The organism is Mucilaginibacter sp. Mucisp86, assembly GCF_047324315.1.
Taxonomy (GTDB): Bacteria; Bacteroidota; Bacteroidia; order Sphingobacteriales; family Sphingobacteriaceae; genus Mucilaginibacter.
The window spans coordinates 876641-894459 of the sequence record NZ_CP168503.1; the positions used below are offsets into that span (position 1 = coordinate 876641).

A 17819-nucleotide genomic window follows, 5' to 3' on the forward strand; every position below is an offset into this window, starting at 1 on the left:
TTGAGGGCGTTATGATTCTATTTTAAATATAAATGGCGATGCCGTCATGTATTTACCACCCTGCGAGGTAGTGAACATGTAGGTTGGCTTTCCATTTTGAAATAAGAGCTGAGGCCTTTCAAACCGGCCGTATTTGTTCAGGTATTTTGGGGGTGGCGGTTGATCAATATGATAATATTCGGCGTTAAAATAACCTATCTCCGGTTCGCTCCATTTTTTGCCGGTCTTTGATTCCATGTACAAACCATATTGGTGATTAAAAACCCCCATATCCCGGGCCAGCATTTTAAAGCGGCCTTTATCCAACCAAACAAAAGCGTCTTCCAGTTGGGCGTTGTTTCCCCGCCCCGAAAAATCTATCACCGGGTTGCCGTCATATTTGATATAAGGCCCCCCCAGTTTATCGGAAATGGCTAACCCGTATTTACGGTTACCCTTTACCAATGGGTCGGTTGAGGTTTCATATTCTTTGGTATTCCATGATTTATAAAACAGCCAGTATTGCCCGTTGGGATGTTTAATAAATGCGGGGTTGGTAGTGCAATGATCGTCCCATGCCCCTTCGGAGCCTGGTAAAAGCAACGGTTCATCCGGGCGTGTCCAGGGGCCATCCAAAGAATCGGCAGTGGCCAAGCCTATCCGTTTGGTATTAGTTTTACCGTTAGAATTACCCATAAAGAACAGGCAATATTTACCGTCTACCTTTTTTATAGATGGATTATGGCAGGTGGTGGCATCCCAATAACCGGGACCGCGCGGAGCAAGAATGGTTCCCAGAAACTTAAACTCGCTTTCCGGCGTATCGGCCACAGCATGGCATATTTCGGATCCATTGATCCATCCGCCCATTTTTTTTGAAGCAATCCATCTTGAAAAAAACACGTGGATGCGGCCATCCGGGCCCTCAATCGGGCTGTTACACCATACATAATAACCGTCCATTTCCAACACGCGGCCAACAGGCTTTAGTTTTTTGGCAAAAGCAGAAACGTGATCTTTTGCATTACCGAAAGTTAAATCAGGCAATAATGCCATCGCCGAAGCAATGCTTAACCGTTCAATAAAATCTCTTCTTTTCATCATTTGAACATTTATTGAACTATTGCTTTAGATATTTATTGAGCCCCAGTTGATTATATGACCGGATACCCTGGATAACAAATTTGGCATTTAGCTGTGCACCCCGCTCAAGCGTATGTGTGGCATCAGTGCCGAAATAGGTTGATTTTACCTTTGCCTCGCCCTCCTGGTCATAATCATCGGCAATCAGTTTGTTTAGGTCGATAAAAAAAGTCCCGGTTTGTTCGCCCAACTCACGCGCCCATTGCCCGTAACTGTTTTCATTATTGCGCCCTGCTGATTTGCCATCTTTCCAAACATTACGCGGTATCGGCGAGCAGATGATCGGAGTTGCGCCCTTTACCTTAATATCCGCAACAAACTTGCGCATATACCAACCGTAGGTATGTACCACCTCTTTTACTTTCCTGATCGGGTTATATATTTCCTGCTGTTCATCGCCAATGCCTTTTATAGTTCCACGGGCGCGGGCCGTATCATCCAGCGCACCGGCGTCGTTATGCCCAAACTGCATGATCACAAAATCGCCGGGTTTGATTTTCACCAACACTTTATCCCACAAACCCATGGTTTGAAAGGTGCGGCTGCTGGTACCGCCAAGCGCATCATTTTCAACCGCAATTTTTGTGGTATCAAAATATGGGGCGATATAATTTCCCCATCCCCATAAACCGCCATCGCCCTTGCCTTTGCCATTTTTTACAGTTGAATCGCCTATCAGGTAAAAAGTTGGTTTATCTGCCGGTTTCATCAGCATAAAAGAAGATAACAGTATAACCAGCATCAACAATAAGCCTAAACCAGCATGTGTACGCATCATTTTTTTCATAGCAACCTAAAAATTAGTTTTTAAGATATTTATTCAGGGGATTTGCAGGATCAGCTTTAATGCCGTCAACTACCGATTCGGCATTCACGGTAGCGCCCATTTTATTGGTATGGGTATGATCTCCGGGGAAGAACTTTTTAACCGAATCAGCTCCCCATTTATCATATTTATCGGCCGTTATACGGTTCATATCGATGAACATAACGCCTTCCTGCAGTGCTATTTCCTGCGCCCATTTCCCGTAATCATCATTGGCCCGGATAACTTTGCCATCACGAAATTCATTCCGGGGAATCATGGAAAGTACGATAGGGGTCGCCCCTTTAGCTTTGGTATCCCTGATAAATTTGCGGAAATACCAACCATAGGTATGCACGGTTTCTTTAGTGCCGTTAGGCCAGGTAAGCTCCACAGTTTCGTTACTGGTACCCTTTAATACCCCACGGTACCCTGCTTTGGTGGTATCAGGTTTACTGCCTTCATTATGACCAAATACCATCATTACGTAATCCCCCGGCTTTAAAAGCGAATCAACCTTGTTCCACCTGCCTTCCTTTATAAACGTGCGGGTGCTGCGACCGGCCATGGCATGGTTTTCAATATTGATCTTTGAGAGGTCAAAATAGTAGGGGATAATGCTTCCCCAGCCCCATGTTTCCATATCGCTGTTATGCGTAGTTGAGTCGCCTATCAAATAAATAGTTGGCTTTTGCTGATTTATAAAAGCCAGGCCTGCAAAGGCTATTATTAATAAAGCTAAAACCGGTTTTAATGCTTTCATATTATTTTTTGATGTTTTTGGGCTTCAGTTCATCCGGCGCGCCATTAGTATATGACACAAACACCTCCTTTGAAGCCGTTTTAAAAAGATCTTCAATAGCCTCCATCGCTATCACGTCAGCAGGTTTAAACTGCGGTGAGGACATATATTTTAAAATGCTGTAATATAATTGCTTCGCCGCCGGCCTGTCATCGCCGGTTGTTGGCGAAAGATCGGCGCTGCTCACCATCAGGCTCCCGTTACCAACCTTTGCTTCAAATAATAATGCCAAACGGCGGTTCATAAACCAGGTATCAATGGGCTGAATAACAGGCCTGAATGTTGCCGGGAAATCTTCCAGGTGCATTACCTGCGCGTTCGACAGGATATCCCACCATTGTATCTCGCTGTATGATGCGGTTGGAAAATCATTAAATGCAGGATGTTTAGGATCGCACACAAAACCCAGTGTATGCGGAGGGCGCATTTTAAACCAGGAAGTGTTCCAGAAAACCGGCGTGAACGATTGTATAATTTCCTTACCCTTGATTACCTTACCCGAGGCATTCAGAAATACTTTGCCGCCATTATTGAGTACCTCTTTTGCCTTATCATCCAGCGCTGTGGTATAATACACGTCGGTTTTTACCGCAGGCAAGGTTGCAGGGTACACCCAAAAATCCCAGTCGTTTATGTATTGGGTATTGGGCACGGATACTTCGAGATTCAGTTTTTCGGGTGATTTTATTTTTGACAGCGGCACATTGATTATCCCCGCCTGCTGACAGTTACCCATTACATAACTTTTTTTATCCAAAACACCCTGACTGATCACCTTATGCTGTGCATCGGTTAATTTCCAGTTCAGCGCAGCGGTTATAGGTTTGCTATAGTTAAACAGCTCAACCTGCGCTTTTAACGTTTCACTGTTTTGATATACAAACTTTTCGGTACGGATAAGCGGTACCGTAGCATTGCAAAACCGGGAAAACTGCTTTGATGTAATGTACCCCTTGCTATCCCAAAAGGCATTCAGTACCCCAACCAGTGCGGTTCCCTGCCCCGGATAGTCATTTAGTGAAAGCAACTGAAATCCCGAATACCCGGGCGTACGCATGGCTTTTTCAATTTCATGCTTATAGCATAAAGCCTGTAATTTCCCGGAAGCCATCAGGAATTTTTCGGCTTCATCGGCCATGCCGTGATCTTTAAGGTCTTCCTGAAAAAGTTCAAAATTTTTGGCCTTATAGATCCCGGCATATTTTTTAATTTCCTTAAAATCGGGGAAGGCGCAATACTGTCCCATTTCGTGGGCCACAAAGGGCACAGTAAACTGGGCAATCTGTTTGCTATAGTCCGAATAACTCGCAGGGCGCTGATTCCAGGCCAGGCCTCTTGCTCCTGCACGGGCCATATATTCATTATTAGGGATCACCGGCCAGCTGCCACCTACTGCCGCCCCTGTGTATAGCCTGCGCGGGTCTTTAGCTTTCCAATAGTCAACAAATTTGGTGAGGTATTCAACTTGTTTGCCGCTGGGCTCATTGCCATAAGCCATCATGCAAAATGAAGGATGATTGCCATACCATTTAACCATACGGTTGGTTTCGTCATAAATATATTGGTCTATTGGTCGCCCCAAGCCCAAACCGCTTCCATGGTTTGCCCATGAAGGCCCTTCTACATGAAGGTAGAAACCGGCTTTATCAGCTGCATCGAAAGCAGCCTCGGGTGGGCACCAGGAGTGAAACCGCATGTGGTTAAGCCCGTGTTCCCTGCAAATTTTAAAGATCCTGTCCCACTCCGCTTCTGTAGTGGGTGGATAACCTGTAAGCGGGAACTCGCAGTTGTTCACCGTACCGCGCAGAAAAACGGGCTTCCCATTTATGGTAAATGTCTTTCCATCAGCCTTAAACTCATGCATACCGAAGCTCAGTTTCCTGGTATCTGTCGTTCCACCGGCAGTGCGTAGCGTTGCAGTAAGCTGATATAGAACCGGGTTAAACTCATCCCAGGTTTGCATTTTAGCTCCCATCGGCAAATCGATGCTGAACTCGGCCACAGTATCTTTGATATTAACAGGTTTGCTAACAACCGGTATCAATTGCGAAACCTGGGTATTAAATGCTTTGGCCGAAAGTGTAATAGTACCGGCGGTGGATGTCCGTTCTGTTTTTACCCGTATTTTGATATGGGCTGTTTTTTGTTTCAGATCAGGGTAAACCTGTACCTCATCAAGCCAGGTCTGGCCTCCGGCTCTCAGCTCCATTTTGCCGATCACGCCATTCCAGTTGCCCTGCGTATGATCAGTAATACTATGTGAATCGGGCCCCACATTGATGGCTTTAACGCGGTTATCAATACACAATGTAATTTGATGTTTTCCGGGTGATAGTTTATCTCCCAGATCAAACTGATGCGGGGTCACCAGGCTGTTTTGCATCCCTATTTCAGTATCATCAACCCATAGCCTGGTTTCGGTATGGGCCCGCTCCAGGAAAAGTACCAGATATTTATTTTTCCAATCCGCCGGAATAATTACTTCCTTTTTATACCATGCCGCTCCTGTATAGTGCTTGGGCGGTGTAAGCCAGAAAGGTATTTTGAGGTTGCCGGCCACCCGGTACTTTGCCAAACGCGGGTTGTAAAACCACGAGCTATCGTAAATACTGCCTGTCCATTTTGTTTTAAGGGTTATATCATCCCCCTTTAAGTTTTGGGTCATAGAGCCCGGTAAATGAATAGTATCCGTCAGCGATTTTGAGAACCATTTTTCTGCTATCCCTTGATCAGCCGGATCCATCTGAAACTGCCATTGCCCTGCCAGTGAAATAACGTTGCTACTCTTTTGCACCGGGGGAACTGACCAGGCACAAAAAAGCATTCCCAAACCCGCAATTATGCTAAGCAGGAACCTTTTTAAAGTCTTGTATTTATTATTGACCAGCACCGGCATCAGTTAAATTAAGTTTAGTATTATCCTGGGTAACGATCTGTGATTTTTCCCACTCCCAGGCCTGTGCAAACTGCACATCGCCCGCGGTGCCCGACTCAATATTGACCCCATCAAAATGAAAATTTTGCATGGTTGATTCTTTGAGACCTATGGCATTGACGGCTTTTTTTGCGCCAGTTACTTTAATATTTGAAATGTAAATATCCTTAAAATGCGGGAGCCCTTTTTCGGCAGGCTCCACTTTATGCAGGATCTTTTTCCAATGATCGGGCAGCGTAGCCTCATTATAGCCGTCGGGTAATTTGGAATAGCTATAAGTTGGGTTCCAGTTCATGGTGATTTGAAAAGCTGTACCCACACCATTCATAGTTATATTGCTGAAGTGGATATCCTCCACAGTGCCGCCCCTCGTTATGGCTGATTTAATGTTCAGTCCATTACTGGTTCCGTTACCTATGAGGTCCGTAGCAAGCACGTGCCTGATCCCTCCCGATGTTTCACTGCCGCAAGTAAGCAAGCCCGCGCCAGCCCTTGAGATACATTTCCGGATCACCACATACTCGGTTGGCCTGTTTACCCTCAACCCATCCCAATCGCGACCGGCTTTAAGGCAAAAATCATCATCATTGCAATCAATATCGCAGTTTTGCACCAGGATCCAACTGGACGAATCTATATCTATACCATCTGTTGAGGGCCCATGGCCGTCAACGTTGTTGCGGATGGTAATACCATCAACAGTAACATAACCGGAGTAAAGCAGCTGCACCGTCCAGAACCCGGCCTGTTGCAGCGTAATACTTTTGATGGTAACGTCCTGGGAGTTGGAAACCAGCAGTGTACGGGGACGTTTGGCGTCATAATCAACTATCCAGCGTAACCCTTTAGGATCATATTCCGAACGCATTTTCCGGTAAATATCCCAAAATGGCTTACCCTGCGCATTTACCAATCCTTTTCCGGTAATTGCCACGTTGGTTTGCCCGGCTATGTTGATCAACGCGGCAGGCCATTTCATTTCAATACCGGCAACACGGGTATCAATTTCGGGGTAATCTTTTATATCCTGGCTGCCCAATAACTCCACGCCCTGATCAATATTCAGGCAAACGTTTTTCTTCAAAAAAATGGAACCCGTTAAATATTTACCGGGTTTAAATGTAACTATGCCACCACCTTTTGCCGAGCATTGATCGATAGTTTTTTGTATGGCAGTTGTGTTTATGGTGTTGCCATCATTAGCCGCACCATTATCATTTACATACCATACCGTTGTTTTTTGAGGAGATTGCCTGGCACCGACCTTTTTGGCCCAATCCAGGTTAGTTTGCCCGTTTACAGCATTGGCGGTAATAACTATCAGGAAAACAGAATAACGTAATAATTTCATAGGTAAGTTTATTCTTGAAATAAAGCTGAAAGCTGAACGCACAAAGCCTAAAGCTAATAAACCGATATCAACACATATTAATTACTGCATACAAATCACCCGATAAACTTTATAAAAATGGTTTACTCTCCAAAACACGAAGAATAAACCATTTTTATGACGATCAGGATAATCCATCACTTATCCGGATCAATACCCCGGGTTTTGTGTATATAACCCCGGTGCGGCATCCAGTTGTGTTTGCGGCACAGGATAAATAACGTAATTAGCTATAACCGGTTTGATGGCTTTCTGGGCATCTTCCTTGGCAATCCAGCTATTCATAATGGTTAGCAGGTTACCGCTCCTTTGCAGGTCGAACCAGCGTGAGCCTTCATCGGCAAATTCCCTGCGGCGTTCGTCAAACAACTGGGCAAGCGTTACGCCTGTTACAGATGGCAGCCCCGCCCTTGTACGTACCTGGTTAACAATAGCATCAACATCAGCCTGTGAACCTCCTGTTGCCCCGTTCAAGATACACTCGGCTTTAAGCATTAAAACGTCGGTATACCTGATGGCGATGAAGTTAATTCCCCAGTCAAAACGGCTGGCAGTTGGGATTTTAGTTATATCGAGCCACTTTTTAAAGAACGGGCGATTTTCTGTACTGCCCGCGTTGGTGTAACCTGCGGTATATACGTTAAATGCCTTCCGCACATCGGCTGCGTCATAACTGTTTGCCAAATCGTTTGATACGGGGATAATTTCCAGGCTTCCGTTTGATTTGGTATCCTTGATAGATAAAAAATAAGCGCTTGGTGCAAGCGTCCACGGGTATGAAGCTCCGTAAAGATCACTCGTACCGCTGATGCCGCTGGTATACATTACATCAAAAACAGCCTCCTTATTAACAGCAGGACTTTGGTTGGTATATGAAAAAATGTTGCTGTAAGTAGGCTCAAAAGCAAATTTGCCGCTGCTGATAATATCCTGCAATAAGGGCAAAGCCAAATTCCATTCGTTTGATCCTGTTCCGGGACCTTCTATGCCATAATTTGGCGCCGACTTAGCCATATAAACCTGTGCCAGCAAGGCTTCTGCTGCATATTTTGTAGCACGGCCCACATCTACCCCCGTATAAGTGGTGGGTAAATTAGCTATGGCCGATTGCAGATCGGCTATGATCAGTTTGTAAACATCGGCTACCGAACTACGGCCTATTGCATTGGCCTCCGGTGCAGTAACCGGGTGGTCAATAACAGGAAGCTTACCGTAATACCTCACCAGGTCGAAATAATAAAATGCCCGCAAAAATTTGGCTTCGGCCTGTAACCTTGTTGCTAATGACGCGGAACCTATGTAACTGCCATTTTTAGCAACCTGGTCAAGCAGGGTATTAGCCCTGAAAATGCCATTAAAGTCTGTGCCCCAGGTTTCGGTAACATATGCATTTGCTGCTAACGAGGGCGAGAAATCGTTCACCGGGTCCCAGTCACGCACGGTAACCGAAACGCCATAAATATTATCCGAACGGATCTCGGACATATTAGCCAATCGTACCGGGTAATTGTGCAAATCGGCATAAATAGCGTTTGTAGCCTGCAAAAAATCACTCGGCGACCTGTAAAAAGTTGCTGTTGTTGAGCTGGATATAGGCACCTGGTTTAAATCCTTATTACAGGAGGCCATTAAAAAAACAGCTGATATGGTTGATAGAAAAAATATCTTTTTCATTTTGATAATGTTGAAGTAATTAAAAAGTAACATTTAGCCCGAAAATCAATGATTTAGCTAATGGCAAGCCTCCGTAATCACCGGCCTCGGGGTAGTTACTGTCAGAGCTGATGGCTGTATTTTGCGCCTCGGGGTTTAAGCCTCCATAATATTTATCATGCCCAAAAAAGTTTTCGGCAGTAACATAAAGGCGTGCTGCTCCTAAAACTTTGGTTTTAAATATATTTTTAAGATCGTAACCCAATGTAATATTTCTAACCCTCACATAATCTGAAGAATACAACCAATCCGTATTGGCTACGAAACCAAATGTAGAGTAGGCTTTGCTAACCCGGCCTGCCCCCTGGTTTTCAGGAGATCTCCAGCGGTTGTCATAGAATGCAGGGGCATTATCCGTAAAGCCCTGGCCAGTACGGGTGATGGCCCTGCCCAATAAAGAGTAAATTGATCCGCCGTTCTGGCCCTGAACTAAAACAGTAAGGTCGAAACCTTTCCAGCGTACTGTATTGGTGATACCCCAGGTATAAGTAGGGTTTGGATGACCAACTATTTGCTTGTCTGCCTCGGTTATTACACCATCGCCGTTCAGGTCCTGATATTTCGGATCACCAACGGTTTCACCTGTGCCATAGGTTGCCACATGGTTATCAATGTCTGCCTGTGTTAGGAAACCAATTTGTTTAACAACATAAATACTGTTTAAAGGCTGTCCTACCCGCAAAATGGCATCAGAAACATCAAATGAGTTTGGAATAATAATCTGTTTCTGGTTACCATAAAGGCTTACAATTTTGTTTTTATAATGACTGATATTAATTGATGTGCTCCATTGAACCTTACCAACTAAATTACGGCTGGTTAACTCTAGTTCCTGACCCACGTTACGTACCGAACCGGCATTACGCAGCTGGCTGCTAAAGCCAGTAGACTGAAGGATGGGTACATTCAGCAATAAGTCGGTATTCAATTTATTGTAGTAATCAAATGAGCCGGTTAAACGGTTGCTGAAAAACCCGAAGTCGAGCCCTACATCATAAGTTTGTGATTTTTCCCATTTGATATCGGGGTTAGGCAAGTTGCTTGGGGCCTGCCCTATAGCTAACGCCTGCGGCGAACCCAAAACATATCCGTATGAACCTATTTGTGAAATACTTCCGTAATCGGCAATACTGTTGTTACCATTTACGCCATAACTAAAGCGCAGTTTCAGATCGCTCATTACAGGCAGCCTTTTCATAAAATCTTCCTGGATGATACGCCAGCCTACAGATGCTGAAGGGAAAACACCATATTTGGTATTGCCGCCAAATCTTGAGGAACCGTCTTCACGCAAGCTTGCCGATAAAAGATACTTGTTCTTATAGGCATACTGCGCGCGGCTAAAGTATGATACCAACACACTTTTGGTCCCGGTTGTGTTGCCGGTTACATTGGCAGCAGCATTTAATGTTTGGATAACACTACTGGTATAGCCGCCAACGGATGACAGCGTAGATTGATCTAAGCGATCTGTGTTGTATGACTGGCCTAATAATATACTCAGGCTATGGTTTGCGTGAATGGTGGTATTATAGGTAAGCGTATTTTCATTAACAAATGTTTGTCTTTTAAAAGTACTGTACGAACCCGAAGTGTTAGCGGTAAGATTGGCGTTTGTAGATGCATTAAACGTTCGGGAAGCCAAAGTACCTGCAATTGTGTACGGCGTGTAACTGTTAGATGCATTATCAACATTATCAAGGTTAAGTGAACTTCTTAATGTTAAGCCTTTTATAATTTCGTATTCGGCAAATATGCTGCCCAGTGTACGGTATTTTTTGGTTTGCCCAACCTTGTTCTCCAATTTAGCTATAGGGCTGTTTGCCGAGTTGCCCCAGGTGTATTGCCCGTTTTTAAACGCATTGGGATATAAGCCAACGGTATCTTCCTGGATAGGGCTATAGCTTAGCGCCTGGTGAAAAATATTATCTTTCCCCTCTACACCCGGATCCTGCGAAATTGAATAGGTTGGCGCTATGTTTAACCCTAATTTCAGGTTTTTGGCGATACGAGCCTCAACATTAGCCCTGGCCGAGTAGGCTTTATAACCCAACCCTTTCACAAAGCCATCCTGATTGGCATAGTTTCCTGAAATAAAATAATTTACAAACTCGTTGCCCCCGCTTGCGCTTAAAGCCTGGTTTTGCATAGCTCCTTTTTGCTCAATAGCCTTCTGCCAATCTACATATTCTAACCCCGGATGGCCAGGCGTAGCCCATCTCGGATCAAGCATATAGGCCGCACTAAAAGCGCCACCATTCAGTGCCTGGCGTTTTGCATTATCATCACTGGCAGTTGCTCCCTGCGCACCAAATTTGAGCACATAAGCGGCGTTGATCATTTCGGTAGCGCGATCGATCCATTGGTCGCCGTTGAGCATGGGCAGATATTTGGCTGCCGCGTTATAACCGTAATAAGCGCTGTAACTGATTTTAGCTTTTCCCGATTTTCCTTTTTTGGTAGTGATCAACACAACGCCGTTTGATGCCCTTGAACCGTAAATAGCCGCCGCCGCTGCATCCTTTAAAACCTGGATGTCTTCAATATCATTGGGGTTAATATTATCGAGCGGGTTTCCTGTGCTGAAACTACCACCGCTGCCTATTGCTGATACAGACAAAGGAAAGCCATCTATTACATACAACGGCTCATTACCGGCACTTATAGAGCCGCTGCCCCGTACGTTAACGCTAAAGGCTTTACCCGGCACACCGGTTGTTTGTTTAACGGTTACACCTGCCATCTGGCCAACAAGCGCCTGGTCAACGCGCGTTATAGCCCGTTCGTTCAGGTTATCGGCTTTGAAAGTAGCCTGCGAACCGGTAACATTAGCGCGTTTTTGAGCGCCGTAGCCAATAACTACTACTTCGTTCAGTTGCGATTCGGCTTCGGTTAAGGTAACATTGATGGTGTTATTGGAGCCTACGGTAACTTCTTTGGCGTCAAAACCGATCGATTTAAATATTAACACCTGCCCTGCCGCAGCCTTAATGCTATATTTCCCGTCGAGGTTAGAAGTGGTACCCGATTTTGTGCCTTTTATTTGCACAGAAGCAGCCGAAACCGGTTGGTGCTTGCTATCTGTAATGGTACCCGTAATGCTAAGCTGTTGTGCAAAAACACTGTCTGCTCCTGCCATATTAAAGAGCAGTAATAGCAATAGCATTTTACAAGAATGAATAAAAATTCTTTTCATAAAATCAAGTTAAGGGGTTTACTGTTTGGTACAGTTTGGTATATAATTGTATATACGAACGTAAAAGTTAATTTCAACAATACCATCCTGTAGTATCCTGCTCAAAGGCATTAAAAACACAAAAAAAGGCGGCCAAATCCGACCACCTTTTTGAAATAAAACCCTTAAATAATTACTTAATAAACAACTGTTTAACCGGTTCAAGTGTTACCGGACCGATCAGGCCGGATGGCTTTGGTTCCCAGTTTATAGCCGTAAAAAGGCCATCCGGCCCTTTGGAACCTGCGCTATGTGATTGGAAATTGGTGTTATAGAAGATCCGGTAAGGGATATGCTTTTTATCCATATCAATGATCCTGTTGGCCATCAGGTTAGCAACCTTAACTTGCAACTGATTAACCGTCCTTAACTGTGCTGAAGGTATGGTAACTACATATTGCGGGCCAAGCAGTGTAGCCAGCTTTTTACCATTGAGATAAACCTCTGCATTTTCGTTAACCTTGCCAAGGTTAAGCTTCCAGGCGATGGCATTTTGAGCCGGCTTTTTAAAGCCGATAGTATAGCTGCCTGTTCCGGAAAAAGCTTTGAGATCATCCTCGCCTAATTCAGTCCACGATTTAAGTTGTTCGATCTTTATTGGCTGCGGTAATGTTGGGCCGCCTTCGGTAAAGCTGAGTGTCCATGTACCGCTTACAGGTATTAATTTACCCGCAGCCTGGTAATAGGCATAGTCGGCCGTTTTAACTTTTACCGGTAAGGTTTGTAAAATACAGCTCTCTCCGGGCAGTAATTGCAGGTACACACTGGTTTTGCCCTTGATTTGTTTCCTGATCTTTGCCGATCCGTAAACCTTAGTCATGGGATCAAATACCACTACAGATGCTGCATTAACGGATAGATCTACCCAGCCATTAACCGGGTTGCCGCCAGTATTTGATATAAAATAGCTGTTACCATTTTTATAAGTACGGCGTACAAACTGTAAACCATTATCCGTCATTTGTTCCCTGTCGATACCTGTAGCATCCAGTAATGAGGAAATATCATCAGCAATCAAAAAACGGCCTTTGCCAATTACGGCAATTTTAACACCATTATTTTTAGTGGTAAACTTAAGCGTGGAAAGCAAATCGTTAAATGCCTTTTCACGTTCCTGCAACCCGGAATATCCCGGCACATCCGACGGCAATTTTTTGTACACCACTATTGTTGCCCCTGCCTTTGCCAGATCCACCATTTTATTAAAGGTTTCAAGCGGGATATATTTATTATCGGGCAAAAGGACGGTTTTATAACTAAGACCAGCGGTAAGAATCTGGTTGCCTGAACTTTGCAGGCCAATTATCTGCTTATCTGATATAAAATCAAATGTGTAGCCCTTTTTAAGCATTTCTTCGGTAGATGACTCAAAGCCTGTGCCCTTGAAATCCGGCTTCATAGCATCATAATGCTTAAGCAAACCCCTGTCACCCGGTTCAGAAAAACTGTCAAATAATGGGTAATAAACCAACACATCATTGTCGGGCTTTCCTTGCTGCAAAAACGACTGACAATTAGTTATATATTGATTTAAGGTCGAAAAATCATTCCAGAATGGGTTTGTTTGATTAAAATGAACCGCTGCATAAAATAGCCAGCCCGGCCATTGAGCGTTTTGAGGCGAATAACTGATACCGTGATAAAAAATATGGTTTACACCACCTACAAAATATTTATCGATAGCCTGTTTAACATCTCCCAGCGACGACAAAAAATGATCATTAAGCCATGTTGCCGACTCAGACGATGCAAGAGGCTTACCCATTACATGCGCCGCCGAAGTAGCAAATTTAAATCGCAGCACGTCATCTCCTTCCGTTTCAGGAATATCAATAGCGGCATACAGATCCAATATATTTGATGGCGAACCATGTGACTGATTGCGGATTAATGCACCTTTTGTTTTGGCCCAGTCATGCCATGGTTTGGTAAAATCATCCAGCAACAGATCGGATATGGTTTCGCGGTAGTCGCACAGGATTCGGCTATTGTTTTCCTTACTGTCATTACCAAATAAAGCAGGCAAATGATCGCGCAGATCGTAACCTCGGCGCTTAATAAATTCGTCAAAAAACAGCGGGGTAAAGTTTGATTGCCCACGTGCATCATCCACCTCGTACGAATCATTAAAATATGCCCTGATGCCACTTAAATCCTGCCCTTTAAATGCCTCGTCAAACCGGGCAAGATAATGACCGAGGGCCGGTTTTGAAAAATGGTCAATAACATAACCTTCGCCACCGGGAGCGGCACGCTCTACCATTTTACCATGCCAGCCCTGGAAAAGCGCATATAGCTTCCATTGGCCGGCAGGTGCTATCCAGCTAAGGTTGCCGGCTGCATCAACTTTGTTTGTAAGGTTAAGCGCCTGCCCCTTGCCATCATAAGCCATTAAAACAGTTAAAGGGATCCGCTTCTCAAACCGTACCTGGTCAAGAGCCATCAGCTGCAGGTTTTTATTGCTGCTAATAGGTTCAACCAGGTCTGTGATCTTTGGGGCCTGTCCATCGGCCCTCACCAGCGGCTGCTGTACAAATACCACAGGTTCTCCCAGTTTTTCACCACCTTTAACATCGTAATTTTTCCAGAACAGCTCTTTACTGGCATCTTCATTGGTAACCCATGGGCCGCCGAAAGGCCAGCCGGTAGCATTAGCCAAATCAATCCCCATATTTAAGCGTTTAGCCTCCTGTAGCGTATACTTCAACATATCAACCCATTGCGGCGACAGGTATTGTATAAACTGGTTTTCGGCCCCCTTTACGCCATAAATCGGTGTAATTTCCAACCCACCTAAACCGGCATTGTGGTAGCTTTCCATGTTCCAGGTAAGGTCTTTTTTATTTACCGCGCTGCCCTCCCACCACCAGCGGGCCCAGGGTTTGGTTTGTTCGGTTGCCGCAGGCCAGCCAATCTGGGCAGATGCTGTTTGGGCACCTGTTAACAGGGCAAGTACAATAGCTATTTTAAAATTATGTTTGATCAATGACATCCTGTTTGGGGTATTAATGTTTGGCAATTTCTACAGCGTAAACGCCCTCATGACCTTCAAAATTAGCCCTGAAGATAATCCATTTTTCATCGGGCGAGAAATGCACATTCGGCTCCAGGTGATAATTATGGTGTTTCATATTTACCAGTTTTTCTGATTTAAAACGGTCGCCGTTTGGCTTAAACAGATAAATCCACATGCCATCCGGTGCTTTGGCTACCTGCCCGGAGTTACCTCCGTCACCGGCAAATGTTTGCTCATCTTTAGTTACATTAAAGTGGATCGACCATTCGTTCCTGTCCATTTGATAAACACGATCTTCTTTTCCTGTTTTCATATTGATACCCGCCAAAAAGAAGGTTTGCCCCTTTGGTTTCTGCAAATCAAACCATTCGGTATTGCCCAGCGGCGAAAAAAACTCATGGCCGGCTATTTCATTTACCATGGTACGCTTATGCAACAGCTTGTTTTCGCCGGTTTTTATATTGATATTCCAGATCCGGTCGACTTTTTCCCAGGGGCCTTCATGGCAATAGGAAAGGTTATCAGGATCTGCAGGCGAAAAAAGCAGGTGGTTTGTCCACTCATTTTCCTGGTGTATTTGTTTCAATGTTTTATGCTTAACATCAAGCACATACAGGGTATGCTGAATATGCGCATCATAGATCCGGTTAAAGAAATCGTGCTTTTCGGGATATTTTGCAAGTATTTCACATTCCTGCTCTCCTGTAGCCTTAACACAGGCCATGTACGTTCCATCGGCATTTACAGTACCAACCCTTCCCTTAAAATCCGGAGCAAAAGCGTAAATAAATCTCATTTTGTGGGTATTAACATTTACAGCGAATATGCTGTCGCCACTTTGATAAAATGCTTCGCGGGTTTTGGCGCAAACCATTTCGCCGGATACTTTTGTTCTGTTTGTTAGCTGGTCTATTTTCTGCGTTTTTAAATTAACCGTAAATAGTTGTTCCCCCTTATCCGTTTTACCGTAAAATACCATCACATCACCTTCGTTCTTTATTTGAGGAACAAAGGGCGTATTATTGAAATAAAAGCTGCCGTTATCACTCTCGCGGTTCACCAAACGGACCACTTTATGACCTGTTTTACTATCGATCCACTGTGCAGGCATCGGTTTGGCACCTCCTGTTTCCATTACTTCCTGGGCTTTTACAGTAGTTAAGCCAAGCTGTAAAACAGCAAGCATCAATCCTACGAATCTTTTGTTCATTATCATTTTGTTAAGATTTTTATACCGTATATAAAAAGTCAATTTCCATCAGGTTTTATGGTGCTGTTTTTAGGGCTGGCCGGTAGGCTGAATGTTTCTACCGGATCAGGATGGGCAGGGTAAAAAGGCGGCGCATCAATAATATACTGTTCAATAGCCAGATGATTGTTTTTGATCCCTTCTATAACACATTTTGCAAGCTCATAGGCGCCATAACTGTTGAAATGGGTATTGTCGGCCAGATCCTTTGGCTGATTTGGGAACGAGTTTGCAGGATACCACACAAAGGCTTTTTTGGATCCCTCATTACCCAATGCCTCGTAAAACCTGGCGGACATGACATTGAGGTCTATCAGGGGAACATTCAGTTCTGCAGCAACTTTTCTTGCAGCGTCGGGATAATCGCCAAGGGTATTTACTACTTTATTGCTATCATTGAAAGCACGGCGGCTTGTAGAAGTTACAATTACGGGAATGGCTTTTTTCTCGCGTGTTTTATTAATAAACAGCTTAAAACGTTCGGTATATGATTTATAAGCACCATCTTCCGGCCCTTCTTCTTTCTGATCGTTATGTCCGAACTCTATAAACAGGTAATCGCCCGGCTTAATTACACTCAATACTTTATCTAAACGGTGGCTATTTAAAAAACTACCGAGACTCAGACCTGATTCGGCATGATCTGCTATAGCCACACCGGATTTGAAAAACCGGGTGATCATTTGCCCCCACGAACACCAGGGCTCGTCATCCTGGTCAACCAGAGTTGAGTTTCCGGCCAGGTAAACGGTTACCTGGTCATCTACTCTTTCTATCTCCAGCGCATCAACACAGGGTTTTGTACCATTAAACTCCAGGCTAAGCTTATCATCCCAGTCGTACTTTCCAAACTCCCGGGGTTTAAGCGCTACTTTGCTGCCGGTGCTTATTTCGGGCTTACGAATATTGACGATGAAACTTAACTTTTTAACCGAGTTATTGGTCTTTACTTTTTCCAGCATCAGCCTCCGCGACTCGGCACGCACCGTGATATTACCCTCTCCCTTGATATCACCCACCGTTAAGGTAACCTTGTAATTTCCTTCAGGTACATTTACCGAGAAATAAAAAGGCTGATCACCGGTTACATATCCGCCCGTAAGTTTCTTTCCGCCATTGCGTGTTACAGCTATTGCTTTAGAATCGAAATCAAAGCCATAACCTTTGGTATCATTAAAAATCTCATCCGGACCAACCTTTTGATAGCCGGGCGCTGCCTTCCCGCTGCCAAAGTCAAACTTGAAGCTGGTTTTCGCTGCCTGCGCAAAAAGCTGTGCGGGTAAAAGAAACCGAAACGAAATGCAAACAACACAAAGCAAGATCTTGTAAAGCAGCTTGACCATCATGGATATAATTTATCTGGTTATTTTGTCGGCTTATATGAGCCAAGGCTTATAATAGATAAAGTTATATCAAGCTGATACGAACGGCGTCCTGCACCATCCTGATTGAAGCCTGTCTTCTTGTAACAAATTCATCACTTTCAGGTATTTTTGGTAGTTGTTAGGCCTCCCTTGCCTTCTTCATTAAAAAGGGGACCTAATTTAATTAC

General features: G+C 44.4%; 10 protein-coding genes. All 10 read right to left on the reverse strand.

Annotated features, from left to right (window positions below; all coding sequences use genetic code 11):
- Positions 1 to 9 precede the first annotated feature (9 nt).
- On the reverse strand, positions 10 to 1083 hold the full coding sequence (locus ACEN9X_RS03540) for a glycoside hydrolase family protein (protein ID WP_413669103.1): 1074 nt from the start codon (positions 1081 to 1083) through the stop codon (positions 10 to 12).
- A 16-nt stretch (positions 1084 to 1099) separates the two neighbouring features.
- Positions 1100 to 1909, reverse strand: coding sequence for a rhamnogalacturonan acetylesterase (locus tag ACEN9X_RS03545; RefSeq protein WP_413669104.1), 810 nt, complete (start codon positions 1907 to 1909; stop codon positions 1100 to 1102).
- Between the two features lie 13 nt (positions 1910 to 1922).
- Positions 1923 to 2690 carry a rhamnogalacturonan acetylesterase gene (locus ACEN9X_RS03550; protein WP_413669105.1) on the reverse strand — a complete coding sequence of 256 codons (768 nt, stop codon included), beginning with the start codon at positions 2688 to 2690 and terminating at the stop codon, positions 1923 to 1925.
- Position 2691: 1 nt separating this feature from the next.
- A complete protein-coding gene (locus ACEN9X_RS03555; RefSeq protein WP_413669106.1) occupies positions 2692 to 5625 on the reverse strand; it encodes a sugar-binding domain-containing protein in 2934 nt (977 codons plus the stop codon).
- Positions 5606 to 7015 (reverse strand): glycoside hydrolase family 28 protein, encoded by a 1410-nt coding sequence (locus tag ACEN9X_RS03560; protein ID WP_413669107.1) that lies wholly within the window; start codon positions 7013 to 7015, stop codon positions 5606 to 5608. Before ACEN9X_RS03560 ends, ACEN9X_RS03555 begins: the two co-directional genes overlap by 20 nt.
- 189 nt (positions 7016 to 7204) lie before the next feature.
- On the reverse strand, positions 7205 to 8728 hold the full coding sequence (locus ACEN9X_RS03565) for a RagB/SusD family nutrient uptake outer membrane protein (RefSeq protein WP_413669108.1): 1524 nt from the start codon (positions 8726 to 8728) through the stop codon (positions 7205 to 7207).
- Between the two features lie 19 nt (positions 8729 to 8747).
- Positions 8748 to 11963, reverse strand: coding sequence for a SusC/RagA family TonB-linked outer membrane protein (locus ACEN9X_RS03570; RefSeq protein ID WP_413669109.1), 3216 nt, complete (start codon positions 11961 to 11963; stop codon positions 8748 to 8750).
- Between the two features lie 172 nt (positions 11964 to 12135).
- Positions 12136 to 14994 carry a glycosyl hydrolase gene (locus ACEN9X_RS03575; protein WP_413669110.1) on the reverse strand — a complete coding sequence of 953 codons (2859 nt, stop codon included), beginning with the start codon at positions 14992 to 14994 and terminating at the stop codon, positions 12136 to 12138.
- A 13-nt stretch (positions 14995 to 15007) separates the two neighbouring features.
- A complete protein-coding gene (locus ACEN9X_RS03580) occupies positions 15008 to 16228 on the reverse strand; it encodes an oligogalacturonate lyase family protein (RefSeq protein ID WP_413669111.1) in 1221 nt (406 codons plus the stop codon).
- 38 nt (positions 16229 to 16266) lie between these two features.
- On the reverse strand, positions 16267 to 17613 hold the full coding sequence (locus ACEN9X_RS03585) for a rhamnogalacturonan acetylesterase (RefSeq protein WP_413669112.1): 1347 nt from the start codon (positions 17611 to 17613) through the stop codon (positions 16267 to 16269).
- Between the last annotated feature and the right edge of the window lie 206 nt (positions 17614 to 17819).